Genomic DNA, 26,283 nt, shown 5'->3' on the forward strand with positions numbered 1-26,283 from the left:
GACTGGGGTGAACACACGCAGCTAACACAGCTGCAACTTGAAGAATGACGAGTATAAATTAGCTGTCAAATAACGGAGTATGATCCACAAAGCGGGGAGGCGAAACAACCGTTTGTTGCGGGAATCTCATAAAAAAAGGGCGGGAATCGCTTCCCGCCCTTTTAATCAAGCCTCAGCCGGGTGGCTTAGCCATTAATTTCGTATAACCGGGTCTCACCGGCAACCACCGTTTCACCCGCCAGCAGCGTGATGCCAGTGAAATCATCGATGTTGCTGACCACGACCGGGCTCACCATCGAACGGGCATTGGCATTGAGGAACTCAAGGTCCATTTCCAGCACCGGTTGACCGGCGACCACCTGGCTGCCCTCTTCCACCAGGCGGGTGAAACCTTTTCCTTCCAGCGTCACGGTATCCAGCCCCATATGCACCACTACTTCAACCCCTTTTTCCGTTTCCAGGCAGAAGGCATGGTTGGTATTGAAGATTTTCACCACGGTGCCTGCAGCAGGGGATACAACGGTGCTGCTGGTAGGCAGAATCGCCAGGCCATCGCCTACCGCTTTACTGGCAAAGGCTTCATCCGGAACCTGGTCAATGGCGACAACTTTGCCGCTGACCGGCGCAACCAGCGTGCCGATAATGCCTTTCGCCACGTTTGGCACGGCTTGTGGAGCCACAACCGGTGCCACAGGTGCTGCGCTGGCAGCAGAAGCCGCAGCCACCGGGCCTTTAGCAATCTGCTTTTTCATCTCTTCAGCAATCGATTCGGCTTTCGCACCGACGATCACCTGAATCGTCTGCTTGTTCAGTTTCACCACACCGGAAGCACCAAGGCGCTTACACTGAGCGTCATTAACCAGGGAAGCATCTTTCACCGACAGACGCAGACGGGTAATACAGGCATCAATCACGTTCAGGTTTTCGGAGCCGCCAATTGCACCAATGTAGCTACGCGACAGCTGGGCCAGCCCCTCTTCGGTATTGCTATTCGCTTCGTCGGTCACCACCAGGTCACTGGCATCTTCACGACCCGGCGTTTTCAGGTTCAGCATGCGGATAACCGCACTGAACAGCACGAAGTAAACCAGGAAGGCGATAACGCCCATCACCAGCAGCATCCAGACGTTCTGACTGGCCGCAGGCAGTTTGTACATCAATACGTAGTCGATAGCGCCGGCAGAGAACGAGAAGCCCGCGTGGATGCCCAGAGTGGTGGCAACGAACAGGCTGATACCGGTCAGCAGGGCATGGATCAGATACAGCATCGGCGCCAGGAACATGAACAGGAATTCCAGCGGCTCGGTGACACCGGTCAGGAAGGCGGTAACCGCAACGGACAGCAGCATGCCACCGACCATTGGACGACGCTCTTTCGGCGCGGCCAGATACATCGCCAGCGCGGCACCCGGCAGACCAAACATCATGATCGGGAAGAAGCCAGACATAAACATGCCCGCCGTGCCATCGCCCGCATAGAAGCGGTTAATGTCACCGTGGAATACCGCACCGGCCGCATTGGTAAACTCACCAATCTGGAACCAGGCAATGGTATTCAGCACCTGATGAAGACCGGTTGGGATCAGCAGACGGTTAACGAAACCGAAGATACCGGCGCCTAACGCGCCTTCAGAGACGATCCACTCACCGCCTGCGTGAATGCCCGCCTGCACCGGTGGCCAGACGTAACCAAATATGGCGGCCAGCACCAGACAGAAGAAGCCGGTGGCAATCGGAACAAAGCGTTTACCACCAAAGAAGCTCAGGAAGTCAGGCAGTTTGATGTCGGACCAGCGGTTGTAAGTCATACCGGCAACCAGACCCGTAATAATCCCCGCCAGCACGCCCATATTGACCGTTGGGTTAATGGTGACCATCGCTTTGGTGAGGATAAAGTACCCCACCGCACCCGCCAGCGCAGCTGCACCGGCGTTATCTTTCGACCAGGTTGATGCCACACCGATAGCGAATATCAGCGCGAGATTGTCAAAAATCGCACCGCCCGCCTGGGCAATAAACGGCATGTTGAGTAAGTCGGGCTGGCCGAAGCGCAGCATCAGTGCTGCAACTGGCAGCACGGCAATCGGCAGCTGTAACGACCGCCCTAATCTTTGAAAGAAGCCTAGAATATTCACCATTTCCCCCTATGAGACCCGATATAGCACCAAAAACCGCTTTGATTTTTTTACACGGTTTTTTGGAATTTGTATGACACTACACACCACGAGGCGAAGTGTAAAAAAAAATTAATTCGCTTCGCAAATTAAAGCACCGTATCTGTGACTAAAATCACCAAAAAACGCATTATTCTTAGCATGCAGCTGGCGATCGGCACAAACTTATTTTATGATTCGAAAAATCATAACGGATAAATCCCTCTGTTCTCCTGCGGTAATCACGTTACGCTTACCCTGAGCCATTACAGAGCACCGTTTTTAACCCATTCCAACTCTGCATAAAATGAGGTGCAACATGAGACTGATTCCTCTGGCAACGCCAACTCAGGTCGGCAAGTGGGCCGCACGCCACATTGTTAACCGCATCAACGCTTTTAACCCGACTGCCGACCGTCCTTTTGTATTAGGTCTGCCGACGGGCGGTACGCCGCTTGAAGCCTATAAGCATTTAATCGATATGCATAAAGCGGGCCAGGTTAGCTTTAAACACGTTGTCACTTTCAACATGGACGAATACGTAGGCCTGCCAAAAGAGCACCCGGAAAGTTACCACAGCTTTATGTACCGTAACTTTTTTGATCATGTTGATATTCCAAGTGAAAACATCAATCTTCTCAATGGCAATGCCCCGGATATTGACGCAGAATGTCGCCAGTATGAGGAGAAGATCCGTTCTTATGGCAAAATCCACCTGTTTATGGGCGGTGTCGGTAACGACGGTCATATCGCTTTCAATGAGCCGGCGTCATCACTGGCTTCACGCACCCGCATTAAAACGCTGACTCACGATACCCGTATCGCCAACTCACGTTTCTTCGGCGGTGATGTTGATCAGGTACCAAAATATGCGCTGACCGTCGGCGTGGGTACGCTGCTTGACGCGGAAGAGGTGATGATTCTGGTGACCGGCCACGTGAAAGCTCAGGCCCTGCAGGCCGCCGTTGAAGGCAATGTGAATCACATGTGGACCATTAGCTGCCTGCAGCTGCACGCCAAAGCAGTCGTGGTCTGTGATGAGCCCGCCACCTCAGAACTGAAAGTCAAAACCGTGAAGTATTTCCGCGAAATGGAAGCAGGAAATATTAAAGACCTGTGATGCCCGCATCACTGAACGGCTCTGCCTGAGCGCAATAACCGCCGGGCAGAGCCGGAATTATCAGGAAAGTCAGGAGAAAAATTATGTACGCGTTGACCCAGGGCCGCATTTTCACCGGCCACAAAATCCTCGATAACCATGCTGTTGTCATTGCCGATGGTCTGATCGAGCGAGTCTGCCCGCTGGAAGATCTGCCCGCTGGCATCGAAACTCGCGATGTCGGTGGTGCGATTATTGCCCCTGGATTTATCGACCTGCAGCTCAACGGCTGTGGCGGCGTGCAGTTTAACGATGACATTGCGGCGATCAGTGTAGAAACGCTGCAAATCATGCAGAAAGCCAACGAAAAATCAGGCTGCACCAGTTTCCTGCCTACCCTGATTACCAGCACCGACGAATTAATGAAGCGCGCAGTTGAAGTGATGCGCGCTTATCTGGCGCAGAATGCCAACCAGGCACTGGGCCTGCACCTGGAAGGGCCATGGCTCAACCCGCTAAAAAAAGGCACCCATGACCCTGCCCTGATCCGTGCGCCAGACCAAGAGCTGGTCGATTTTCTCTGCGCGAATGCCGACGTGATTACTAAAATCACCCTTGCCCCGGAAAAAGTGGATGCAGCAATAATCCGCCAGCTGCGCGCAGCCGGGATCGTCATCTCTGCGGGACACTCGCACGGGACCTATGAGGAAGCTGCCGCCGGAATCGATGCAGGCGTGACCTTTGCTACTCATCTGTATAATGCCATGCCTGCCACCAGCGGACGCGAGCCGGGGCTGATTGGTGCGCTGTTTGATTCACCAGATGTATGGTGTGGCGTGATCGCCGACGGTTTACATGTGCATTACGCTAACATTCGTAACGCTAAACGGATCAAAGGCGACAAGCTGATCCTGGTGACCGATGCCACCGCCCCTGCCGGAGCCAGTATTGATCGGTTCATTTTTGCTGGTAAAACAATATACTATCGCAACGGGCTGTGTGTTGATGAGAACGGCACTCTGAGTGGTTCTGCGCTAACTATGATTGAAGCTGTAGAGAACAGCGTTGAACATGTTGGCATCTCCCTCGATGAGACGCTGAGAATGGCAACACTTTACCCAGCCCGCGCAATGGGGGTGGATAACCAGTTAGGTTCAATTGAAGCCGGAAAAGTGGCAAATCTGACCGTGTTCACCCGCGATTACAAAATCATTCGGACCATCGTTAATGGTAACGAGGTCTTAAGCGAGTAGCGATTTAATGACCACCGGCGGCCAGGCTCAAATTGGAAATGTTGATCTCGTTAAACAACTTAATAGCGCAGCCGTTTACCGGCTGATCGATCAGCAAGGACCTATCTCACGTATTCAGATAGCCGAGCACAGTCAGCTCGCGCCCGCCAGCGTCACCAAGATCACCCGCCAGCTCATTGAGCGCGGGTTGATCCGTGAAGTCGACCAGCAGGCCTCCACCGGGGGCCGCCGGGCGATTTCTATCATTACGGAAACACGCGGCTTCAATACTATTGGCGTGCGCCTTGGGCGCAATGACGCCACCGTCACCCTGTTCGACCTTAGCGGAAAATCGCTGGCGGAAGAGCACTACCCGCTACCGGAACGCACCCAGGAAACCCTGGAAAATGCCCTGTTCAACGCCATTGCCGATTTCAGTGAGCAGCACCAGCGTAAGCTTCGCGAGCTGATTGCCATTTCAGTGATCCTGCCCGGCCTGGTTGACCCTAAAAATGGCATTATCCGCTATATGCCGCATATCAGCGTCAGCCACTGGCCGCTGGTTGCCAATATGGAAAAGCGCTTCAACGTTACCAGCTTTGTCGGTCACGATATTCGCAGCCTGGCGCTGGCAGAGCACTATTTTGGCGCATCGCGCGACTGCGCAGACTCCATTCTGGTGCGTGTGCATCGCGGAACCGGGGCCGGTATTATCGCTAACGGGCATATTTTTCTTGGCAGCAACGGCAACGTGGGCGAGATTGGGCATATCCAGGTTGACCCACTCGGCGAGCGCTGCCACTGCGGAAATTTTGGCTGTCTGGAGACGATCGCGGCCAACAGCGCGATTGAAAACCGCGTGCGCCACCTGCTGACTCAGGGCTATCCAAGCAGCCTGACCCTCGACGATTGTCATATTCAGCCGATCTGCCGGGCCGCAAACCGCGGCGATGCGCTGGCCGCTGAAGTGATTGAGCACGTGGGCCGCCATCTCGGCAAGGCGATTGCGATTGCCATCAATCTGTTTAATCCACAGAAAATTGTGATCGCGGGTGAAATTACCGAAGCCGATAAAGTGCTGCTGCCCGCTATTGAAGGCTGCATTAATACTCAGGCGTTGAAAGCATTCCGAAAAAATCTGCCGGTGGTCCGTTCCGAAATTGATCACCGCTCGGCTATTGGCGCCTTTGCCCTGGCGAAACGCGCCATGCTGAATGGCATCCTGCTGCAACGTCTGCTGGAAGGTTAATAGAAAATGGATTCCGAACGAATGACTATAAAGAACGTCATCTGCGATATCGACGGCGTACTGATGCACGACAATACCGCCGTGCCGGGTGCGCGTGAATTTCTCCAGCGTATTATTGGCAACAATATGCCGCTGGTGGTGCTGACCAACTACCCTTCGCAAACGGCGATGGATCTGTCGAACCGCTTTGCCTCTGCCGGAATCGAACTGCCGGACAGCGTGTTCTACACCTCAGCCATGGCCACCGCTGATTTCCTTAAGCGCCAGGAAGGTAAAAAAGCCTATGTGGTCGGTGAAGGCGCACTTATCCACGAGCTGTATAAAGCCGGATTCACCATTACCGACATTAATCCTGACTTTGTTATCGTTGGCGAAACCCGGTCGTTTAACTGGGACATGATGCATAAAGCGGCCTTTTTCGTGGCGAACGGCGCGCGCTTTATTGCCACCAACCCGGACAGCCACGGCCACGGCTTCTCCCCGGCCTGCGGCGCACTGTGCGCGGGTATTGAAAAGATCTCCGGTCGCCAGCCATTTTACGTTGGTAAACCCAGCCCGTGGATTATGCGCGCCGCGCTGAATAAGATGCAGGCGCACTCGGAAGAGACGGTGATCGTTGGCGATAATCTGCGTACCGATATCCTCGCCGGTTTTCAGGCAGGGCTGGAAACGATTCTGGTACTTTCCGGCGTCTCAACGCTTAGCGATATCGACGCTATGCCGTTCCGTCCGACCTGGGTTTACCCCTCTGTGGCCGACATCGACATTATTTAGTTATCCCCTGCCCGGTTTACCGGGCTCTCCCTGCCCTACTGGATAGTTTTCATCCACTTTCCGGCGTTTATTATCGATTCCACAATAAAAAAAGCCATAAACTGAAAATCCGTTAAGGATTGGCGCACGTCAACAGCCTATTTTTCACCTATTAGCTAAATTACTTGCATCACCTGCCGCGTTAGCGCATTTTCTTATACATCACGCGGCAACTGTCGCTTAAACCAATATCACCACCGCAAGGTAAGTCGTTAGGGAGCTGTTTATGTGTTCTATTTTTGGTGTACTCGATCTGAAAAGCGATCCGGTTGAACTGCGTAAGAAAGCGCTGGAGCTTTCCCGCCTGATGCGTCACCGTGGCCCGGACTGGTCCGGTGTCTATGCTGATGATAAAGCGATCCTCGTCCATGAGCGCCTGTCGATCGTTGACGTGAACAACGGCGCACAGCCGCTGTACAACGCAGCACATACCCATGTTCTTGCGGTAAACGGTGAAATCTATAACCATCAGGCGCTGCGTGCTGAGCTGAGCGATCGCTATGAGTTCCAGACCGAGTCTGACTGCGAAGTGATCCTCGCGCTGTATCAGGAGAAGGGCATCGACTTTCTCGACGACCTGGAAGGCATGTTCGCTTTCATTCTGTATGACAGCGTGAAAAACACCTGGCTGATCGGTCGTGACCATATCGGTATCATACCGCTGTATATGGGCAATGATGAGCACGGCAACCTCTATGTTGCCTCAGAAATGAAAGCGCTGGTGCCGGTGTGCCGCAGCATTAAAGAGTTCCCGGCGGGCAGCTACCTGTCGAGCACCGACGGTGAAATCCGCCGCTACTGGCAGCGCGACTGGTTTGATTACGCTGCGGTCGAAAACAACGTCACGGACGCCGCGGCGCTAAAAAGCGCGCTGGAAGAGTCAGTAAAAAGTCACCTGATGTCAGACGTACCTTATGGGGTGCTGCTGTCCGGCGGTCTGGACTCATCAATTATCTCGGCTGTTACCAAGCGTTTTGCTGCCAAGCGTATTGAAGACCAGGATAAGAGCGAGGCCTGGTGGCCACAGCTGCACTCCTTCGCGGTCGGTCTGGAAGGTTCACCCGACCTGAAAGCGGCAAAAGCGGTAGCGGAACATCTTGGCACCGTGCACCATGAAATTCATTTCACCGTGCAGGAAGGTCTGGATGCTATCCGCGATGTGATCTATCACATTGAAACCTATGATGTGACCACTATCCGCGCCTCCACGCCGATGTACCTGATGTCACGCAAGATTAAAGCAATGGGCATTAAGATGGTGCTGTCAGGTGAAGGTGCTGACGAAGTGTTTGGTGGCTACCTCTACTTCCACAAAGCACCGAACGCCCAGGAATTCCACGAAGAGAACGTGCGTAAGCTGCACGCGCTGCATATGTTTGACTGCGCGCGCGCTAATAAGGCGATGTCTGCCTGGGGCGTTGAAGCCCGCGTCCCGTTCCTTGATAAGAAATTCCTTGATGTCGCGATGCGCATCAACCCGCAGGATAAAATGTGCGGCAGCAACGGCAAGATGGAAAAACACATCCTGCGCGAATGCTTCGAATCTTACCTGCCGGAGAGCGTGGCATGGCGCCAGAAAGAGCAGTTCTCTGACGGCGTTGGCTACAGCTGGATTGATACCCTGAAAGAAGTGGCAAAAGAGCAGGTCAGCGATCAGCAGCTGCAAACCGCGAACTTCCGCTTCCCGTACAACACGCCGAACTCGAAAGAAGCGTATTTGTACCGTGAAATCTTTGAAGAGCTGTTCCCGCTGGCCAGCGCGGCAGAGTGCGTGCCGGGTGGCCCGTCAGTGGCCTGTTCTTCCGCTAAAGCGATTGAATGGGACGAAGCGTTCAAAACCATGGACGATCCGTCTGGCCGTGCCGTAGGCGTGCACCAGTCCGCTTACTAATAAGTCATGGATTAAAAAGCTAAAACGGGCCGCTCAGGCCCGTTTTTATTTACCCGTTGCGTCTGTTAGCATCAGAATTCGTTGATTTTATCGGCATGATGGTTACAAGGCGTGCAAACAACACGCTTGTGATAAAAAACGGCAAAAAACTTGTTGACGCTTTTGGACCAACTCCGCATAATGCGCCCCGCAACGCCGCAGAAGGTTACGCGAAAAAAGATGGCTACTTAGCTCAGCTGGTTAGAGCACAGCACTCATAATGCTGGGGTCACAGGTTCGATTCCCGTAGTAGCCACCATCTTTTTTGCGCGGGAGTGGCGAAATTGGTAGACGCACCAGATTTAGGTTCTGGCGCCGCAAGGTGTGCGAGTTCAAGTCTCGCCTCCCGCACCATTTCCAAGCGCGGTTTGCACGGATGGGGTATCGCCAAGCGGTAAGGCACCGGTTTTTGATACCGGCATTCCCTGGTTCGAATCCAGGTACCCCAGCCATTTTTTTTGGTAGTATGTATTAGCAGTAAAGCAGTAAAATTAGGCTACTTAGCTCAGCTGGTTAGAGCACAGCACTCATAATGCTGGGGTCACAGGTTCGATTCCCGTAGTAGCCACCAATTTTATTGGGGTGTCGCCAAGTGGTAAGGCTCTGGTTTCTGATACCAGCATTCCGGGGTTCGAATCCCTGCACCCCAGCCATATTTAGACGGCTGGTAATACGAGTCGCAAAGAAAAAGACGCCTGGTTCGCCAGTCGCATAAGTAATAATTGGGGTGTCGCCAAGTGGTAAGGCTCTGGTTTCTGATACCAGCATTCCGGGGTTCGAATCCCTGCACCCCAGCCAATTAGTAAAGAAGCCCGCGCAAGCGGGCTTTTTTACGTCTGAATAAAGGCGCGATCGGAAAAACATCGGCCTCGACGAAATGACCGGGCACTGTTGCTAACGGTAGAGGCTGACCCTCTGGTTCGGTCAGCCTGCCATCCCACCGTTGCTACAAACCTAACGCATACCTCAATGCCTGACGCTTAAGCACGCCCGAATGCTGCGCGACAATCAATCCAAGGTTACGCAACACCTTCAGGGGTGCCGACTGATTGCTGAAGGCAAAATAGAACAGGTCCATCCCGCTCTGCATCAGCAGGTTGTCCTTCAGGCGTTTGCGCTGATAGCGCTGTAATACCGCTGCGGATGCCCAGTCCTCCGCACGCAGCCGCGACTCACTCAACACCTCAATCAGCGCGTCCACGTCGCGATAGCCGAGGTTCACCCCCTGCCCGGCCAGCGGATTAATGGTGTGAGCCGCATCGCCCACCAGCGCCAGACCGGGCAGCACATAGCGCGTGGCATGGCGGCGCACCAGCGGGAAGGAACCGGCGGCGACCGGGGTCACTCTGCCCACTCGCGGCGGGAAGTGTGCCTGGATCTCCTTTTGCAGCTGGGGCATGCTCATCGCCTGCAGCTGGCGGATGCGTGCCGGGCTGTCATACCATACCAGCGACGCCCAGCGATCAAACAGCGGCAGGAATGCGCGTGGGCCATCCGGAGTGAACTGCTGCCAGGTGGTGTCGCCGGCGTCATGCTCACAGCGCACGCTGATCAACATGCACGACTGAGAATAATTCCAGCCGTGTATACCAATCCCGGCCAGCTGCCGAACCTGAGAGTTCGCCCCGTCAGCGCCGACCACCAGCCGTGCGTGCAGCTGCTCACCGTTATCCAGCGTTAACTGCCAGCCGCCGTTTTCACTTTGCAGATCGCGCAGGCGAGCCGGGCAAAGTAGCTGAACCGGTTGTTGCTGCAGACGCTGCCACAGAGCCTGCTGCAACACGCTGTTTTCCACCATAAAACCCAGTTCTGGCAGGCCAAGCGACTCGGCATCAAAATTAACTGCTGCGGTCTGCCACTCCCAGGTTTCCAGCTTGCGGTAAGGCACTGTGCGCATCGCCAGCACCGCAGGCCAGACATCAAGCTGTTTTAGCAGCGCAGCGGAGGCAGCACCGATAGCGGAAATACGTACATCCGGATCGCTCCCCGCCACAAACCCTGCCGGCGTTTCCTGCTCCAGCACTGCAACCTGAAAACCGTGCTGCGCCAGACCACTCGCCAGCGCTGCCCCCACCATGCCGCCACCGACAATGGCCACGTCCACTTTCTGCTTTATTTCCGTCATTTTTTTTCCTTCGCCGGCCTGACCTGGCGTGCTGTGTGGCTACACCTCAGCGGCTAAATTCTGTTATCCTGAGCGTGATTAAGTGTACCGGAATTTTCTGTGACAATCAGATCGCCGCAACACGGGCTTAATGGGCGTCTCTGCACGACAGAATACGCGCCCTGCTCCTCTTTCTGCATGACAAATGGCAAGTCGATGACAAAAAAACTACATATCAAAACCTGGGGCTGTCAGATGAATGAGTATGACTCATCCAAAATGGCTGACCTGTTAAACAGCACACACGGCTATGTTCTGACTGAAGAGGCGGAAGATGCCGACATACTGCTGCTCAACACCTGTTCGATTCGTGAAAAGGCCCAGGAAAAAGTTTTTGCGCTGCTTGGCCGCTGGAGAAAGCTGAAGGAAGCGAACCCCGATGTGATTATCGGCGTTGGCGGCTGCGTGGCCTCGCAGGAGGGTGCCCAGCTGCGCCAGCGCGCCAGCTGTGTCGATATCGTCTTTGGCCCACAGACGCTGCACCGCCTGCCGGAGATGATCAACACCGTGCGCGGCAGTAAAAGCCCGGTGGTGGATGTCAGCTTCCCGGAGATAGAAAAGTTTGACCGCATGCCGGAACCGCGGGCTGAAGGACCGACCGCTTTTGTCTCGATCATGGAAGGCTGCAACAAATATTGTACCTTCTGCGTGGTGCCCTACACCCGCGGTGAAGAGGTCAGCCGCCCTTCTGACGATATTCTGTTTGAAATTGCTCAGCTGGCCGCGCAGGGCGTGCGTGAAGTTAACCTGCTGGGCCAGAACGTCAATGCTTATCGCGGAGCCACCTATGACGGCGGGATCTGCTCGTTTGCCGAGCTGCTGCGGCTGGTCGCTGCCATTGATGGTATCGACCGTATCCGTTTTACCACCAGCCATCCGATTGAATTCACCGACGATATCATTGACGTCTATCGCGATACGCCGGAGCTGGTGAGCTTCCTGCATCTGCCGGTGCAGAGCGGCGCAGACCGTATTCTGACCCTGATGAAGCGCGCCCATACCGCGCTGGAGTACAAAGCCATCATCCGAAAACTGCGCGCTGCACGCCCGGATATTCAGATGAGCTCTGACTTTATCATCGGCTTCCCGGGCGAAACCCAGGCCGACTTTGAGCAGACCATGAAGCTGGTTGGTGAGATAAACTTCGATACCAGCTTCAGCTTTATTTACTCCGCGCGCCCCGGCACGCCAGCCGCCGATTTGCCGGACGATGTCTCGGAAGAAGAGAAAAAGCAGCGTCTCTATATTCTGCAGGACCGCATCAACCAGCAGGTGATGAGTTGGAGCCGCAGCAAGCTCGGCACCGTGCAGCGCATTCTGGTGGAGGGCACCTCACGCAAAAATGTGATGGAACTCTCCGGGCGTACCGAATGTAACCGCGTGGTGAACTTTGAAGGCACTCCGGAGCACATCGGCAAGTTTGTCGATGTGGAAATCGTTGATGTCTACGCCAACTCGCTGCGTGGCGTGCTGGTGCGCGCTGAAGATCAGATGGAGCTGCGCACTCTTGAATCCCCAGCCTCCGTTATTGCACGCACGCGCAAAGAGAACGAACTCGGCGTGGGAACTTTCCAGCCTTGATCCCCAATTTTTGCGGCACGTCTTCAGATGTGCCGCATCATTTCATCGCGTTACACTTGCTTTCTGAAACACGCGCCCAAATATCCACACGGACGCTTGCAGCTTTGCGCTTCGCCATAAATAATTTCGCTATGGCTCTGCTGTTAAAGCCCGTCTCGCCATCCATTTCTCAACCTGGCCCTGTGTGACCCAAAGGATTAGTTTGAATATTGAAACACGTGAAATAACTCTGGAACCCATCGACAATACCCGGTTGCTGAGCCTGTGTGGCCCGTTTGATGACAATATCAAGCTGCTCGAGCGCCGTCTGGGGATTGAGATTAATCGCCGTGAGAATGCCTTTAAGCTGGTTGGCCGTGCGCTGAGTGTCGACGCCGCTGCCGATATCCTGCGCCATCTGTATGTGGATACCGCCCCGATACGCGGCCACATTCCGGATATCGATCCGGAACAGATCCATCTGGCGGTGAAAGAGAGCCGCGTACTGGAGCAGACAGCCGACAGCGTGCCTGAGTTTGGCAAAGCGATTCACATCAAGACCAAGCGTGGCGTGATTAAGCCACGTACGCCAAATCAGGCGCAGTATGTGGCCAACATCCTCGACCACGATGTGACCTTCGGCATCGGCCCTGCCGGAACGGGTAAAACCTATCTGGCCGTGGCGGCAGCGGTCGATGCGCTGGAGCGCCAGGAGATCCGACGCATTCTGCTGACCCGCCCGGCGGTTGAGGCCGGAGAAAAGCTTGGCTTCCTGCCGGGCGACCTGAGCCAAAAGGTTGACCCTTACCTGCGCCCGCTGTACGACGCTCTGTTCGAGATGCTCGGTTTTGAGCGCGTTGAAAAGCTGATTGAGCGCAACGTAATCGAAGTCGCGCCGCTGGCCTATATGCGCGGCCGTACGCTGAACGATGCCTTCATCATCCTCGATGAAAGCCAGAACACCACCATCGAACAGATGAAAATGTTCCTCACGCGCATTGGATTTAATTCCAAAGCGGTGATCACCGGTGACGTGACGCAGATTGACCTGCCGCGCAACCTGAAGTCCGGCCTGCGCCACGCCATTGAGGTGCTGTCCGACGTGAAAGAGTTGAGCTTTAACTTTTTCCACAGTGAAGACGTGGTGCGCCATCCGGTGGTGGCACGTATCGTCGTGGCCTATGAAGCCTGGGAAGCCGCCGACCAGAAACGTCGCGATGCTCAGGCAGAAGAACGTAAACGTGAAGCGCTTGCTGCTCAGCAGGCTTCACAGGAGAACAAATGAGTAATGTGATTCTTGATCTGCAGCTTGCCTGCGAGAACGCGCAGGGTCTGCCGCCAGAGTCGGACTTTCAGCGCTGGCTGGAGGCGGTTCTGCCGCAGTTCCAGCCGGAAAGCGAAGTCACTATCCGTCTGGTTGATGAGGCGGAGAGCCGTGAGCTGAACCACACCTATCGCAGCAAGGATAAGCCGACCAACGTGCTCTCATTCCCGTTTGAAGCACCGCCGGGTATTGAGCTGCCGCTGTTGGGCGATCTGATCATCTGCCGTCAGGTGGTTGAGCAGGAAGCGGCAGAGCAGGAAAAAGCGCTGGAGGCCCACTGGGCGCACATGGTGATCCACGGTAGCCTTCACCTGCTGGGTTATGATCACATCGAAGATAAAGAAGCCGAAGAGATGGAATCGCTGGAAACCGAGATAATGCTTGCTCTCGGGTATCCCGATCCGTACATTTCGGAGAAAGAATAACTGAATCAACCCAAAATGATTCGAATTGCAGCAAGGCGGCCAGATCGAGAGTTCCCGGCAACACAGTCAGCTATGTGACGGGGGCGAGCGAGCGCAGCCAAGGCACCTGCCGTTCGAAGTATCAAGGGTAAACACGCCTGCCCCTGAATAATTCGGGGCAGCCGATCACACAACAGAGAGACAAACTCAAAAACGCCATGAGCGATGACCATTCACAAAACAATGACAGTCCCCCGAGTAAAAAGGGATTTTTTTCACTCATTCTCAACCAGCTTTTTCACGGTGAGCCAAAAAACCGTGACGACCTGCTGGAACTGATCCGCGACTCCGAACAGAATGACCTGATTGACCCGGATACCAGGGACATGCTGGAAGGGGTGATGGATATTGCCGAACAGCGGGTACGTGACATTATGATCCCCCGCTCCCAGATGGTGACGCTGAAGCGTAACCAGACGCTGGAAGAGTGCCTTGGGGTCATTATTGACTCCGCGCACTCACGTTTCCCGGTAATCAGTGAAGACAAGGACCATGTTGAAGGCATCCTGATGGCCAAGGATCTGCTGCCGTTTATGAGCAGTGAATCTGAGCCTTTCAGCATCGAAAAAGTTCTGCGCCCTGCGGTGGTGGTGCCGGAAAGCAAGCGCGTTGATCGCATGCTGAAAGAGTTCCGCTCGCAGCGGTACCATATGGCGATTGTGATTGATGAATTCGGTGGCGTTTCCGGTCTGGTTACCATTGAGGATATCCTCGAGCTGATTGTCGGTGAAATTGAAGATGAGTATGACGATGAAGAAGATCGCGATATTCGTCAGCTGAGTCGCCACACCTACACTATCCGGGCACTGACGCCGATCGAAGATTTTAATGAAGTCTTCGAGACCAGCTTCAGTGACGAAGAGGTCGACACCATCGGTGGCCTGGTGATGCAGGGCTTCGGCCATCTGCCGGCCCGCGGTGAAAGTATTGAGATTGACGGTTACCAGTTTAAAGTGGCGATGGCGGACAGCCGTCGTATTATTCAGGTCCATGTCCGTATCCCGGAAAATTCGCCGCAACCGACTCTGGAAGAGTAACTACCGTATGGCAATTGCCTCAATCTACCAGCGCCAGCGGGTTCGCCTGCTTTTAGCGCTGATTACGGGTGCCATTGGCACCCTTTCTTTCTCCCCCTATGATTTCTGGCCTGCTGCTTTAGTTTCACTGTTTGGCCTGCAGGCATTAACCCTTAACCGCACCACCCGCCAGGCCAGCGCCATTGGTTTTGTCTGGGGCTTTGGCCTGTTTGGCAGCGGTATCAACTGGGTGTATGTCAGCATCGCAACCTTCGGCGGAATGCCAGGGCCGGTAAATGTTTTCCTTGTACTGCTGCTGGCCGCCTATCTGTCGCTCTACACGCTGCTGTTCACCACGCTGCTTAACCGCCTGTGTCCGAAAGCCTCGCTGCTGCGCCTGGCGATTGCGGCTCCGGTGCTGTGGCAGATCAGTGAATTCCTGCGTGGCTGGGTGCTGACCGGCTTTCCGTGGCTGCAGTTTGGCTACAGCCAGATCAACGGCCCGCTGAAAGGGTTAGCTCCGCTGCTGGGCGTAGAAGGCATCACCTTCCTGCTGATGGTGATTGCAGGCCTGGCGGTTTATGCCCTGGTGCAACGCCGTCTGGTCCCTGCTATCGCCGCCGCCGCCCTGCTGCTGCTGCCGTGGCCGCTGCGTCTGATTAGCTGGTTCCAGCCGCTGCCTGAACGGGCGGTGAACGTTGCAATGGTGCAGGGCAACATTGAGCAGTCCCTGAAGTGGGACCCGAATCAGCTGATCAATACGCTGAAAACCTACACGGCGCTCAGCCGCCCATACGTGGGTAAAGCTCCGATCATCATCTGGCCAGAATCCGCCATTCCCGATCTGGAAACCAACCAGCAGCCGTTCCTGAAGTCAGTGGATGACCAGCTGCGCGACAGTGGCAGCAGCCTGGTGACCGGCATCGTCGATTCACGCCTGGAGAGTAATCGCTACCACGATTACAACACCATCATCGTGCTGGGCGGCCCGCAGCCTTACAACTACTTCAGCGGCAACCGCTACCAGAAGAATCATCTGGTGCCGTTCGGGGAATTTGTCCCGCTGGAGTCGCTGCTGCGGCCGCTGGCGCCCTTCTTCGACCTGCCGATGTCCTCATTCAGCCGCGGCAGCTACGTCCAGCCGCAGCTGCAGGTGGCGGGCTATAACCTCACCGCCGCCATTTGCTACGAAATCGTGCTGGGGCAGCAGGTGCGTGACAACTTCCGTCCGGATACCAACTTCCTGCTCACGATTTCGAACGATGCCTGGTTTGGTCACTCTATCGGGCCGTGGCAGCACTTGCAGATGGCGCGTATGCGCGCGCTGGAGCTGGGCCGCCCACTGCTGCGCAGCACGAATAACGGCGTGACGGCGGTGGTCGATGCCAGCGGTGACATCACCCACATCATTCCGCAGTTCAAAGCGGAAGTGTTAGCGGCGAAAGTGACCCCGACTACCGGCCTGACGCCTTATGCCCGCTTCGGTAACTGGGGCATCTGGGCGATCTCATTGCTGTTTGCTATTGCCGGTCTGATTGGTTCACGTCGTTGTCGTCGTAAGTAGTCAGTCGGGGTCGACCCTCTTTTCGCTCGACCCTTGCCTGCCCTGTTGCGGGCTGACCGGAAAAAATGGTCAGCCCCTACTCAGGCTACTCCTCCCCCTTCCCCACAGTTTATGCTGCACTTTTGTTAAAACTCCCCCCTTGGCACGATGATTGCTACGTTTTTATGGATTGTTTCCATGGAAACCTGTGCTGGCCCCCGACGAATGTCACGATGAAATCGTCCCCGCACCGCTAAGGCGCATTAATTGCACCCTTGCGGAGCATTGCCTGGAATACCGCCCACATTTGGTGCGGCGCACCTCGCAAAAAAGAAACTTTTTCATTTCATGCCGTTAACATTCAGCTATGTTATTGGGGAACCACACGCGTTAAGCCGTGAAAAAAAACAGATAATTAGCAGGAAATACACACACAACATCACGTCGGCGCAGTTTTATTTCGCGCCACAACTGCAAAGGAGTAGGAACATGAAATTACGGAAACTGGGGCTTTGCCTTGCACTGGCAGGATTCGCCTCCGGTATCGCTCATGCTGAGGACGCCAAACCACAGGCCGCTGCAGATGCTCAACAGCAAATGCCTACCCTGGAAAAAATTGCCAAAAACGGCGTCATCGTCGTAGGTCACCGTGAATCATCCGTCCCGTTCTCCTATTACGATAATGCTCAGAAAGTGGTGGGCTACTCTCAGGACTATTCAAACGCGATTGTTGACGCCATCAAGAAAAAACTGAACAAGCCCGACCTGCAGGTAAAAATGCTGCCGATCACCTCGCAGAACCGTATCCCACTGTTGCAGAACGGCACCTACGATTTTGAGTGTGGTTCCACCACCAATAACCTCGAGCGCCAGAAACAGGCTGCGTTCTCTGACAGCATCTTTGTTGTCGGCACCCGACTGCTGGTGAAAAAAGGCGGCCCGATTAAAGATTTCGCCGATCTGAAGGGCAAAACCGTGGTTGTGACGTCCGGCACCACCTCGGAAATTCTGCTGAACAAGCTGAATGACGAGCAGAAAATGGGCATGCGTATTATCAGCGCTAAAGATCACGGTGACTCGTTCCGCACGCTGGAAAGCGGCCGCGCCGTGGCGTTTATGATGGATGATGCCCTGCTGGCCGGTGAACGTGCCAAGGCGAAAAAACCGGATGGCTGGGAGATCCTCGGTACGCCACAGTCGAAAGAAGCCTACGGCTGTATGCTGCGTAAAGGTGACGGTGAGTTTAAAAAGCTGATGGATGACACCATCGCTCAGGCACAGACTTCCGGTGAAGCAGCTAAGTGGTTCGATAAATGGTTCAAGCAGCCAATCCCACCTAAGAATATGAACATGAACTTTGAACTGTCCGACGACATGAAAGCCCTGTTCAAGACACCTAATGACAAAGCATTGAATTAATAATCAAAAGAAATCCTGAATAATTAGCGTGGCGACAAGGCGGCAAGCGCATGAATCCCCGGGAGCTGACGAAAGTAAGTGACTGGGGTGAAAGAGTGAAGCCAACGCAATAGCAACGTTAATTAGGACGGGTTAAGGGCAGGTAGCTGCCCTACGATTGTTGAAAACAGGCTCGGACAGACACAGCCAGGCTGATATGGCTCAAACCATACGGCCCGGTGAAGGTGCAAGCCGGTCGTTCCCCGGCGAGCACAGCAGAGCCTCTCATCAATCTTCAGGGTAGCGGTCGCTACCCTTTTTTTACCGGAGCTTTTTATGTCTATTGATTGGAACTGGGGAATATTCCTGCAGGAGGCCCCCTTCGGCAATACTACCTACCTCGGTTGGTTATGGTCTGGTTTCCAGGTCACCATTGCCGTCTCGGTCTGCGCCTGGATAATCGCCCTGCTGGTCGGTTCACTGTTCGGTATTTTACGTACCGTACCTAACCGCCTGCTCTCTTCACTCGGCACCTGTTACGTTGAACTGTTCCGTAACGTGCCGCTGATTGTGCAATTCTTTATCTGGTATCTGGTGGTGCCGGAACTGCTGCCAGAAGGGATAGGCATGTGGTTTAAATCGGAGATCGATCCGAACATCCAGTTCTTTACCTGTTCCGTGCTATGCCTGGGCTTATTTACCGCCGCGCGCGTCTGCGAACAGGTACGTGCGGCGATCCAGTCGCTGCCTTCAGGACAGAAGAATGCCGGTCTGGCGATGGGCCTGACGCTGCCGCAAACCTATCGCTATGTACTGTTACCGAATGCCTACCGCGTGATCGTGCCGCCGATGACCTCGGAGATGCTGAACCTGGTAAAAAACTCGGCTATCGCTTCGACGATTGGCCTGGTCGATATGGCCGCTCAGGCCGGGAAACTGCTGGACTACTCGGCACACGCCTATGAATCTTTCACTGCTATCACCCTCGCCTACATTGCAATTAACGCGGTGATCATGCTGCTGATGAGCCTGGTTGAACGCAAAGTCCGCCTGCCGGGCCAGGGAGGCAAATAATGTACGAATTTGACTGGAGCACCATCGTTCCTAATCTGCCCTACCTGTGGAATGGCATGGTCATCACGCTTAAGATCACCGTCACCGCGGTGGTCTTTGGCATTATCTGGGGCACGCTGCTGGCAGTAATGCGCCTGTCGACGTTTAAGCCGATCAGCTGGTTTGCCAAGATTTACGTCAATCTGTTCCGTTCTGTGCCGCTGGTGATGGTGCTGCTGTGGTTTTACCTGGTGGTGCCGAGTTTCCTGCAGCAGGTTCTGGGGCTGTCGCCGAAAACGGATATCCGCCTGATCTCAGCCATGGTGGCCTTCTCGCTGTTTGAAGCGGCCTACTATTCGGAAATAATCCGCGCCGGTATTTTGAGCATCGCCCGCGGTCAGGGCAACGCCGCGCTGGCGCTGGGCATGACCCAGTGGCAGTCCATGAAGCTGATTATCCTGCCGCAGGCGTTTCGCGCCATGGTGCCGCTGCTGCTGACGCAGGGCATCGTGCTGTTCCAGGATACCTCACTGGTGTATGTCTTAAGCCTTGCCGATTTCTTCCGTACTGCCGATACCATCGGGGTGAATAACGGTACCGAGATTGAAATGGTGCTGTTTGCCGGTGCGGTTTACTTTGTTATCAGCCTTAGCGCGTCGCTGTTGGTCAGCTATTTAAAGAAAAAAAGGACTGCTTAAATGATTACCCTGAAAAATGTTTCTAAGTGGTATGGTCACTTTCAGGTGCTGACCGACTGCTCAACCGAAGTGAAAAAAGGTGAAGTGGTGGTGGTTTGCGGTCCTTCCGGTTCCGGTAAATCCACGCTGATCAAAACCGTTAACGGCCTTGAGCCGGTGCAGAAGGGGTTGATCGAAGTTAATGGCACCCCGGTCAACAATAAGAAAACTAACCTGGCGCAGCTGCGCTCAAAAGTCGGGATGGTGTTCCAGCACTTTGAACTATTTCCGCACCTGTCGATTGTTGAAAATCTGACGCTGGCGCAGGTAAAAGTTCTGAAGCGTAATAAAGAAGAAGCGCGTCAAAAGGGTCTGAAGCTGCTGGAGCGTGTCGGGCTGGGCGCACATGCCAACAAGTTCCCTGGCCAGCTCTCCGGGGGTCAGCAGCAGCGCGTGGCGATTGCCCGCGCGCTCTGTATGGATCCCATCGCCATGCTGTTCGACGAACCGACCTCGGCATTAGATCCGGAGATGATCAATGAAGTGCTGGACGTCATGGTCGAACTGGCTAACGAAGGCATGACGATGATGGTGGTGACGCACGAGATGGGCTTTGCGCGTAAGGTGGCGAACCGCGTCATCTTTATGGATGAAGGCAAGATTGTTGAAGACTCACCGAAAGATGAGTTCTTTAACAATCCGCAGTCGGAGCGTGCTAAAGACTTCCTCGCGAAGATCCTGCATTAAGCCGTAGGGGCCAGGTATACCTGGCCCCGGAGTCAGGCATGCCCGACCCGTAGGTTTATTTACGGTTCAAACGGCTGACGCACGAAGTGATCGTGGCCGCACTCCGGGCAGCGGGTCAGCACCTCAGGGGTGTAGATCGCCCGGGTAAACTGGCAGGTCTCACACACCAGATTGCCTAACCCCACGACTTCGCCACTCTGATACACGCCATGATGGTTGAGGTCCTGGAATACTTCACGCCACTCCAGCTGACTTTTGTCGGTAATATCCGCCAGCTCCTTCCAGATGCTTTGCCGGATCACGCGCATAAACACGCTGTCGCCCAGCTCCTGCTGATTTTCGGCATAGCTGCGGGCAAACTCTTCCAGATCGCGGCGTACGGCGCGGCTCACGTCATCAATTTCACTGCGCGTTAACTCTCCACGATTATTCATCCGCTGGCGCGCACTCTCAACCAGCGCATCGATATCGCGTTCTCCGCGTTCCAGACGCGTTGTCAGTGAAGATACCAGCTCACGATAATACTGAGCGACCTTGTTCATAGACTCTCCTTATTGATAACGAAAGCGTTTCCTCTCATTCTAGCGCCTGCTGAAAATTTACCGTGTTTCAGCGATAAATTTTGCCGCCGCGCTTCCAGCTTGCAGAGAAATGCCCACCATCAGGACGCTTACTGTTGTTGCCACAGTTGCTTATCAGCTATGCTATGCGGATCTGAACGAACACAAAAAAATCGATACAAAGGACCACTGGCTACTATGCAAGAGCAATACCGCCCGGAAGAGATAGAATCCCACGTCCAGCAGCACTGGGATGAGAAGCAAACGTTCAAAGTGACCGAAGAGGAAGGTAAAGAGAAGTATTACTGCCTCTCCATGCTGCCCTATCCTTCTGGCCGCCTACACATGGGCCACGTGCGCAACTATACGATTGGTGACGTGATCTCCCGTTACCAGCGCATGCTGGGTAAAAACGTGCTGCAGCCAATCGGCTGGGATGCCTTCGGCCTGCCTGCTGAAGGCGCCGCGGTGAAAAACAAAACCGCACCGGCCCCGTGGACCTACTCCAACATCGACTACATGAAAAACCAGCTGAAACTGCTGGGCTTTGGCTATGACTGGAACCGCGAACTCGCCACCTGCCAGCCAGAGTATTACCGCTGGGAACAGTGGTTCTTCACCAAGCTGTATGAAAAAGGCCTGGTCTACAAAAAGACCTCGGCGGTGAACTGGTGCCCGCACGACATGACCGTGCTGGCTAACGAGCAGGTTATTGACGGCTGCTGCTGGCGCTGCGACACCAAGGTTGAACGCAAAGAGATCCCACAGTGGTTTGTTAAAATCACCGACTATGCCGACGAACTGCTGAATGACCTCGACAAGCTGGAAAGCTGGCCTGAGCAGGTCAAAACTATGCAGCGCAACTGGATTGGCCGCTCCGAAGGGGTGGAAATCGAGTTCAGCGTTATCGACAGCGCAGAGAAGCTGAGCGTCTACACCACGCGCCCGGACACCTTTATGGGTGTGACCTACCTGGCCGTCGCTGCGGGCCACCCGCTGGCCGCTCAGGCGTCCGCAACCAACCCGGCGCTGGCTGACTTCATCGCCGAGTGCCGGAACACCAAGGTGGCCGAAGCTGAAATGGCGACCATGGAGAAGAAAGGCATGGCGACCGGCCTGTTTGCTGAACATCCACTGACCGGTGAGAAATTGCCGGTGTGGGTAGCAAACTTTGTGCTGATGGAATACGGCACCGGTGCCGTAATGGCCGTACCTGGCCACGACCAGCGCGACTGGGAATTCGCCACCAAGTATCACCTGGCCATCAAGCCGGTGATCCTTGCCGCTGACGGCAGCGCGCCAGACCTGAGCGAAGCCGCGATGACCGAAAAAGGCACGCTGTTTAACTCCGGTGAGTTTGACGGTCTGTCCTATGAAGACGGTTTCAACGCCATTGCCAACAAACTGGCCGACAAAGGGGTTGGCGAGCGTAAGGTAAACTACCGCCTGCGCGACTGGGGTGTCTCCCGTCAGCGTTACTGGGGTGCGCCAATTCCAATGGTGACGCTGGAAGATGGCACCGTAATGCCAACGCCTGAAGACCAGCTGCCGGTGATCCTGCCGGAAGATGTGGTGATGGATGGCATTACCAGCCCAATTAAAGCCGACCCCGAGTGGGCGAAAACCACCGTCAACGGTCAGCCTGCGCTGCGCGAAACCGATACCTTTGATACCTTTATGGAGTCTTCCTGGTACTACGCACGCTACACCTGCCCGGACTATGACAAAGGCATGCTGGACCCGGCGGCCGCTAACTACTGGCTGCCGGTCGATCAGTATGTGGGGGGCATTGAGCACGCCATCATGCACCTGCTCTACTTCCGTTTCTTCCACAAGCTGCTGCGTGATGCCGGGCTGGTAAACTCTGACGAGCCGGCTAAACGCCTGCTGTGCCAGGGTATGGTGCTGGCAGATGCCTTCTACTACAGCGGTGCCAACGGCGAGCGTAACTGGGTTTCTCCGGTTGACGTCACCGTTGAGCGCGATGAAAAAGGCCGTATTACTAAAGCAACAGACGAAGCAGGCCACGAGCTGGTTTATGCCGGCATGAGCAAAATGTCGAAGTCAAAAAACAATGGCATCGACCCGCAGGTGATGGTGGAGCGCTACGGTGCTGACACCGTGCGTCTGTTCATGATGTTCGCTTCCCCGGCGGAAATGACGCTGGAGTGGCAGGAGTCCGGTGTGGAAGGGGCCAACCGCTTCCTGAAGCGCGTCTGGAAACTGGCCTTTGAGCACACCGCAAAAGGTGCAACCGTCGCGCTGGACGTTGATGCGCTGGACGACGCTCAGAAATCCCTGCGTCGCGATCTGCATAAAACCATTAAAAAAGTGTCCGATGATATCGGCCGCCGTCAGACCTTCAACACCGCGATTGCCGCGATTATGGAGCTGATGAACAAACTTGCCCGTGCCCCGCAGGAGAGCGAGCAGGATCGTGCGCTGATGCAGGAAGCGCTGCTGGCCGTGGTACGCATGCTCAACCCGTTCACTCCGCACGCCAGCTTCGTGCTGTGGCAGTCGCTGGGTGGCGAGGGCGACATCGACAACGCACCGTGGCCGCAGGCAGACGAAGCGGCAATGGTCGAAGATTCACTGCTGGTTGTGGTACAGGTTAACGGCAAGGTGCGCGGGAAGATTACCGTCGCAGCTGACGCTAACCAGGAACAGGTGCAGGCTCGCGCTGCGCAGGAGCATCTGGTGGCCAAATATCTTGATGGCGTCACCATTCGTAAAGTGATTTACGTACCGGGCAAGCTGCTTAACCTGGTCGTGGGCTGATGTCAGGAGGAATTGTGCGACATCCGATAGTCTCGTTATTACTCGGCATGGCGGTGTTGATCACCGCCGGTTGTGGCTACCATCTGCGCGGCACCACCTCGGTGCCGCCGGAGATGAAAACGCTGGTTCTTGATACCGCTGACCCGTATGGCCCGCTGACGCGTGCCGTGCGCGAACAGCTGCGTCTGAACAACGTCACCATCCTCGATAACGCGGCGGAGCGCACCGATGTGCCTTCGCTGCGTCTGCAGGGTGAGAGGAGCGGCCGCGATACCGCCTCGATCTTCCAGGACGGGAAAACCGCCGAGTACTCGATGGTGATGACCGTGAGCGCCTCGGTGCTGGTGCCAAATAAGGGCATCTATCCGATCAGCGCCACCGTCTACCGTTCATTCTTCGATAACCCGCTGGCCGCGCTGGCAAAAGACTCCGAGCAGCAGATCATTGTGAATGAGATGCGTACTCAGGCGGTTGAGCAGCTGGTGCGTAAGCTGCTGACGGTGCATGCGGCGGAAAAGAACCCGGCCATTAACACGCTCGACAGCACGCCTTCAGCGGTGGATAACCTGCCGGGTGCTGCCAACAGCGTGTCGGACAGCTCTTACACACGATGATCAGGATTTACCCTGAGCAACTGGGCGCGCAACTCCGTGAGGGGCTGCGCGCCTGTTACCTGTTAAGCGGTAATGAACCGCTGCTGCTGCAGGAAGCGCAGGACGAGATCCGCGCCGCCGCCCAGCAGCAGGGATTTACTGAACATTTCAGCGTAGTGCTGGAAGCGGGAACCGACTGGCAGGATATATTTGCCACCTGCCAGGAACTCAGCCTGTTTGCCAGCCGCCAGACGTTGCTGCTTATTTTGCCGGAAAACGGCCCAAATGCCGCCATGAGCGAACAGCTGCTCATGCTCTCCACGCTGCTGCACAGCGATATCCTGCTGGTGCTGCGCGCCAGTAAACTCACCAAAGCTCAGGAAAACAGCGCCTGGTTTAAGGCGCTGAGCGCCCACGGTGTGCTGGTTCCCTGCCAGACGCCGGAACAGGCGCAGCTACCGCGCTGGGTCGCGGCCCGCGCTAAAAAACAGCAGCTGACGCTGGATGATGCCGCCAATCAGCTGCTGTGCTACTGCTATGAAGGCAATCTGCTGGCCTTGTCTCAGGCACTGGAACGGCTGGCTCTGCTGTGGCCGGACGGGAAACTGACGCTGCCGCGCGTTGAGCAGGCGGTCAATGATGCCGCGCATTTCACGCCGTTCCACTGGGTTGATGCCCTGCTGGCCGGGAAAAGTAAGCGCGCACTGCACATCCTGCGCCAGATGCGTTCAGAAGAGAGTGAACCGGTGATCCTGCTGCGCACCCTGCAGCGCGATCTGCTGCTGCTGGTGACGCTGCAGCGCCAGATGGCCAGCACGCCGCTGCGCATGCTGTTTGACCAGCACCGGGTATGGCAGAACCGCCGCACGCTGTTTAGCGATGCGCTGCAGCGCCTGAGCAGCGCGCAGCTGGGCCAGGCCGTGCGCGCACTGACGCATATCGAACTGACGCTGAAGCAGGATTACGGCCAGTCGGTTTGGGCGGAGCTGGAGACGCTGGCGCTGGTGCTGTGCCACCCGGCTTTCCCGCCGAGTTTCTGTGATGTGTGACACCATTAAACTGCACGCGCTGCTCGGCGGCACGTTTGACCCGATCCACTACGGTCACCTGCAGCCGGCTGAAGCGCTGGCCGCACAGGTCGGGTTGCAAAAAGTCACGCTGATGCCAAACAACGTGCCGCCGCATCGCCCGCAGCCGGAGGCCACGCCCGCACAGCGCGTGGAAATGGTCAGGCTAGCGATTGCCGGGAACCCGCTGTTCGAGCTGGACCTGCGCGAAATGCAGCGCAGCACCCCCTCTTACACCCTCGAAACGCTGGAAGAGCTGCGCGCCGAGCGCGGAGCGCGCCAGCCGCTGGCCTTTATCATCGGTCAGGATTCCCTGCTAACCTTACATAAGTGGCACCGCTGGCAGGCGCTGCTGTCATTCTGTCATCTGCTGGTCTGTCAGCGTCCGGGCTATCGCAGCGAGATGGAAACGCCGGAGCTTCAACGGTGGCTGGACCAGCATCTGACGCGCGACGCGCTGCTCCTGCAACAAACGCCCGCCGGTAAGGTGTTTCTCGCCGACACTCCGCTGGTCGACATTTCGGCTACCGAAATCCGCACGCGTCGTCATCAGGGCAAGTCAGATAGCGACCTGTTACCCCCCGCCGTCAGCGATTACATCGATCGCGAGGGGTTATACACAAAATAATTCGAATTGCAGGCAGGCGGCCCACCAGCAAGTCCCGATGAGCTTACTCAAAGTGATTCGGGTGAGCGCGAGCAGCCAACCCATCTGCGGCTCGAATCAGGACGTGTATATCGCAACCTGCCACAGCGTGATATACTTCGCCGCTAATTTTTCGGGGCATTCGCCCGGCTAAAACATCATGTTACGGTTGTCGACAGCGCTTTACGCGTGAATATGCGATAACCCTTCAGAC

At 55.5% G+C, this 26,283-nt stretch carries 21 protein-coding genes and 6 tRNA genes; 24 read left to right on the top strand and 3 right to left on the bottom strand.

Annotated features, from left to right (window positions below; genetic code table 11):
• Positions 1-185: 185 nt before the first annotated feature.
• Entirely contained in the window at positions 186-2,135 is a 1,950-nt protein-coding gene (nagE, locus tag ID864_RS13530; protein ID WP_099753593.1) for a PTS N-acetyl glucosamine transporter subunit IIABC, read from the bottom strand.
• A gap of 337 nt (positions 2,136-2,472) precedes the next feature.
• On the opposite strand from nagE, the gene nagB reads away from it, so the two are divergent.
• The 11 genes from nagB (at position 2,473) to ID864_RS13585 (ending at position 9,274) form a co-directional block, all read left to right on the top strand.
• A complete protein-coding gene (nagB, locus tag ID864_RS13535; RefSeq protein ID WP_048916752.1) occupies positions 2,473-3,273 on the top strand; it encodes a glucosamine-6-phosphate deaminase in 801 nt (266 codons plus the stop codon).
• An 83-nt stretch (positions 3,274-3,356) separates the two neighbouring features.
• Positions 3,357-4,505, top strand: coding sequence for an N-acetylglucosamine-6-phosphate deacetylase (gene nagA, locus ID864_RS13540; protein WP_048916753.1), 1,149 nt, complete (start codon positions 3,357-3,359; stop codon positions 4,503-4,505).
• A 7-nt stretch (positions 4,506-4,512) separates the two neighbouring features.
• Positions 4,513-5,733: a DNA-binding transcriptional regulator NagC gene (gene nagC / locus ID864_RS13545; RefSeq protein ID WP_048916754.1), complete on the top strand. Its 1,221-nt coding sequence runs from the start codon at positions 4,513-4,515 to the stop codon at positions 5,731-5,733.
• A gap of 21 nt (positions 5,734-5,754) precedes the next feature.
• Positions 5,755-6,507 (top strand): HAD-IIA family hydrolase, encoded by a 753-nt coding sequence (locus tag ID864_RS13550; RefSeq protein WP_062818349.1) that lies wholly within the window; start codon positions 5,755-5,757, stop codon positions 6,505-6,507.
• A 265-nt stretch (positions 6,508-6,772) separates the two neighbouring features.
• A complete protein-coding gene (asnB, locus tag ID864_RS13555; protein WP_099753577.1) occupies positions 6,773-8,437 on the top strand; it encodes an asparagine synthase B in 1,665 nt (554 codons plus the stop codon).
• A 221-nt stretch (positions 8,438-8,658) separates the two neighbouring features.
• Positions 8,659-8,735, top strand: a tRNA-Met gene (locus ID864_RS13560).
• A 10-nt stretch (positions 8,736-8,745) separates the two neighbouring features.
• A tRNA-Leu gene (locus ID864_RS13565) sits at positions 8,746-8,830 on the top strand.
• A 23-nt stretch (positions 8,831-8,853) separates the two neighbouring features.
• A tRNA-Gln gene (locus ID864_RS13570) sits at positions 8,854-8,928 on the top strand.
• Positions 8,929-8,970: 42 nt separating this feature from the next.
• Positions 8,971-9,047, top strand: a tRNA-Met gene (locus ID864_RS13575).
• 7 nt (positions 9,048-9,054) lie between these two features.
• Positions 9,055-9,129: transfer RNA gene (locus ID864_RS13580), tRNA-Gln, on the top strand.
• Positions 9,130-9,199: 70 nt separating this feature from the next.
• Positions 9,200-9,274: transfer RNA gene (locus ID864_RS13585), tRNA-Gln, on the top strand.
• A gap of 148 nt (positions 9,275-9,422) precedes the next feature.
• On the opposite strand, the gene ubiF is transcribed toward ID864_RS13585, so the two are convergent.
• The gene (gene ubiF, locus ID864_RS13590; protein WP_048916757.1) at positions 9,423-10,601 is read right to left on the bottom strand and encodes a 3-demethoxyubiquinol 3-hydroxylase; all 1,179 of its coding nucleotides are present in this window, start codon (positions 10,599-10,601) and stop codon (positions 9,423-9,425) included.
• Between the two features lie 195 nt (positions 10,602-10,796).
• On the opposite strand from ubiF, the gene miaB reads away from it, so the two are divergent.
• The 9 genes from miaB (at position 10,797) to ID864_RS13635 (ending at position 20,422) form a co-directional block, all read left to right on the top strand.
• Complete coding sequence (gene miaB, locus ID864_RS13595; protein ID WP_048916758.1) at positions 10,797-12,221, top strand: tRNA (N6-isopentenyl adenosine(37)-C2)-methylthiotransferase MiaB; 1,425 nt, start codon at positions 10,797-10,799, stop codon at positions 12,219-12,221.
• Positions 12,222-12,423: 202 nt separating this feature from the next.
• On the top strand, positions 12,424-13,485 hold the full coding sequence (locus ID864_RS13600; protein WP_048916759.1) for a PhoH family protein: 1,062 nt from the start codon (positions 12,424-12,426) through the stop codon (positions 13,483-13,485).
• Entirely contained in the window at positions 13,482-13,949 is a 468-nt protein-coding gene (ybeY, locus tag ID864_RS13605; RefSeq protein ID WP_191149949.1) for an rRNA maturation RNase YbeY, read from the top strand. The genes ID864_RS13600 and ybeY overlap by 4 nt, the downstream gene beginning before the upstream one ends.
• Positions 13,950-14,146: 197 nt before the next feature.
• A complete protein-coding gene (gene corC / locus ID864_RS13610) occupies positions 14,147-15,025 on the top strand; it encodes a CNNM family magnesium/cobalt transport protein CorC (protein ID WP_048916761.1) in 879 nt (292 codons plus the stop codon).
• A 7-nt stretch (positions 15,026-15,032) separates the two neighbouring features.
• Entirely contained in the window at positions 15,033-16,568 is a 1,536-nt protein-coding gene (gene lnt / locus ID864_RS13615; protein WP_099753575.1) for an apolipoprotein N-acyltransferase, read from the top strand.
• 468 nt (positions 16,569-17,036) lie between these two features.
• Positions 17,037-17,966 (top strand): amino acid ABC transporter substrate-binding protein, encoded by a 930-nt coding sequence (locus ID864_RS13620; protein ID WP_048916763.1) that lies wholly within the window; start codon positions 17,037-17,039, stop codon positions 17,964-17,966.
• A 315-nt stretch (positions 17,967-18,281) separates the two neighbouring features.
• Positions 18,282-19,019 carry an amino acid ABC transporter permease gene (locus ID864_RS13625; protein WP_048916764.1) on the top strand — a complete coding sequence of 246 codons (738 nt, stop codon included), beginning with the start codon at positions 18,282-18,284 and terminating at the stop codon, positions 19,017-19,019.
• Positions 19,019-19,696: a glutamate/aspartate ABC transporter permease GltK gene (gene gltK / locus ID864_RS13630; protein WP_048916765.1), complete on the top strand. Its 678-nt coding sequence runs from the start codon at positions 19,019-19,021 to the stop codon at positions 19,694-19,696. The genes ID864_RS13625 and gltK overlap by 1 nt, the downstream gene beginning before the upstream one ends.
• Positions 19,697-20,422, top strand: coding sequence for an amino acid ABC transporter ATP-binding protein (locus ID864_RS13635; RefSeq protein ID WP_048916766.1), 726 nt, complete (start codon positions 19,697-19,699; stop codon positions 20,420-20,422).
• Between the two features lie 59 nt (positions 20,423-20,481).
• On the opposite strand, the gene ID864_RS13640 is transcribed toward ID864_RS13635, so the two are convergent.
• On the bottom strand, positions 20,482-20,964 hold the full coding sequence (locus ID864_RS13640) for a zinc ribbon-containing protein (RefSeq protein ID WP_048916767.1): 483 nt from the start codon (positions 20,962-20,964) through the stop codon (positions 20,482-20,484).
• Positions 20,965-21,180: 216 nt separating this feature from the next.
• Here ID864_RS13640 and leuS point away from each other — a divergent pair, with 216 nt between their 5' ends.
• The 4 genes from leuS to nadD are packed head-to-tail and all read left to right on the top strand — an operon-like array spanning position 21,181 to position 26,051.
• Positions 21,181-23,763 (top strand): leucine--tRNA ligase, encoded by a 2,583-nt coding sequence (leuS, locus tag ID864_RS13645; protein WP_191149950.1) that lies wholly within the window; start codon positions 21,181-21,183, stop codon positions 23,761-23,763.
• 14 nt (positions 23,764-23,777) lie between these two features.
• Positions 23,778-24,377: an LPS assembly lipoprotein LptE gene (gene lptE, locus ID864_RS13650; RefSeq protein WP_048916769.1), complete on the top strand. Its 600-nt coding sequence runs from the start codon at positions 23,778-23,780 to the stop codon at positions 24,375-24,377.
• Positions 24,374-25,405, top strand: coding sequence for a DNA polymerase III subunit delta (holA, locus tag ID864_RS13655; RefSeq protein ID WP_191149951.1), 1,032 nt, complete (start codon positions 24,374-24,376; stop codon positions 25,403-25,405). Before lptE ends, holA begins: the two co-directional genes overlap by 4 nt.
• On the top strand, positions 25,398-26,051 hold the full coding sequence (gene nadD, locus ID864_RS13660) for a nicotinate-nucleotide adenylyltransferase (RefSeq protein ID WP_099753572.1): 654 nt from the start codon (positions 25,398-25,400) through the stop codon (positions 26,049-26,051). The genes holA and nadD overlap by 8 nt, the downstream gene beginning before the upstream one ends.
• Positions 26,052-26,283 lie beyond the last annotated feature (232 nt).

The sequence above is a fragment of the Erwinia aphidicola genome (assembly GCF_014773485.1).
Classification (GTDB): Bacteria; Pseudomonadota; Gammaproteobacteria; order Enterobacterales; family Enterobacteriaceae; genus Erwinia; species Erwinia aphidicola.

Bases quoted from the DNA above. Each gene is read 5' to 3' on its own strand.
- asnB (WP_099753577.1), top strand. From the start codon at position 6,773: ATGTGTTCTATTTTTGGTGTACTCGATCTGAAAAGCGATCCGGTTGAA.
- nagB (WP_048916752.1), top strand. From the start codon at position 2,473: ATGAGACTGATTCCTCTGGCAACGCCAACTCAGGTCGGCAAGTGGGCC.
- corC (WP_048916761.1), top strand. From the start codon at position 14,147: ATGAGCGATGACCATTCACAAAACAATGACAGTCCCCCGAGTAAAAAG.
- ID864_RS13620 (WP_048916763.1), top strand. From the start codon at position 17,037: ATGAAATTACGGAAACTGGGGCTTTGCCTTGCACTGGCAGGATTCGCC.
- ybeY (WP_191149949.1), top strand. From the start codon at position 13,482: ATGAGTAATGTGATTCTTGATCTGCAGCTTGCCTGCGAGAACGCGCAG.
- leuS (WP_191149950.1), top strand. From the start codon at position 21,181: ATGCAAGAGCAATACCGCCCGGAAGAGATAGAATCCCACGTCCAGCAG.
- holA (WP_191149951.1), top strand. From the start codon at position 24,374: ATGATCAGGATTTACCCTGAGCAACTGGGCGCGCAACTCCGTGAGGGG.
- ubiF (WP_048916757.1), bottom strand. From the start codon at position 10,601: ATGACGGAAATAAAGCAGAAAGTGGACGTGGCCATTGTCGGTGGCGGC.
- ID864_RS13635 (WP_048916766.1), top strand. From the start codon at position 19,697: ATGATTACCCTGAAAAATGTTTCTAAGTGGTATGGTCACTTTCAGGTG.
- nagA (WP_048916753.1), top strand. From the start codon at position 3,357: ATGTACGCGTTGACCCAGGGCCGCATTTTCACCGGCCACAAAATCCTC.
- miaB (WP_048916758.1), top strand. From the start codon at position 10,797: ATGACAAAAAAACTACATATCAAAACCTGGGGCTGTCAGATGAATGAG.
- lnt (WP_099753575.1), top strand. From the start codon at position 15,033: ATGGCAATTGCCTCAATCTACCAGCGCCAGCGGGTTCGCCTGCTTTTA.
- ID864_RS13625 (WP_048916764.1), top strand. From the start codon at position 18,282: ATGTCTATTGATTGGAACTGGGGAATATTCCTGCAGGAGGCCCCCTTC.
- ID864_RS13550 (WP_062818349.1), top strand. From the start codon at position 5,755: ATGACTATAAAGAACGTCATCTGCGATATCGACGGCGTACTGATGCAC.
- ID864_RS13640 (WP_048916767.1), bottom strand. From the start codon at position 20,964: ATGAACAAGGTCGCTCAGTATTATCGTGAGCTGGTATCTTCACTGACA.
- nagC (WP_048916754.1), top strand. From the start codon at position 4,513: ATGACCACCGGCGGCCAGGCTCAAATTGGAAATGTTGATCTCGTTAAA.
- gltK (WP_048916765.1), top strand. From the start codon at position 19,019: ATGTACGAATTTGACTGGAGCACCATCGTTCCTAATCTGCCCTACCTG.
- nadD (WP_099753572.1), top strand. From the start codon at position 25,398: ATGTGTGACACCATTAAACTGCACGCGCTGCTCGGCGGCACGTTTGAC.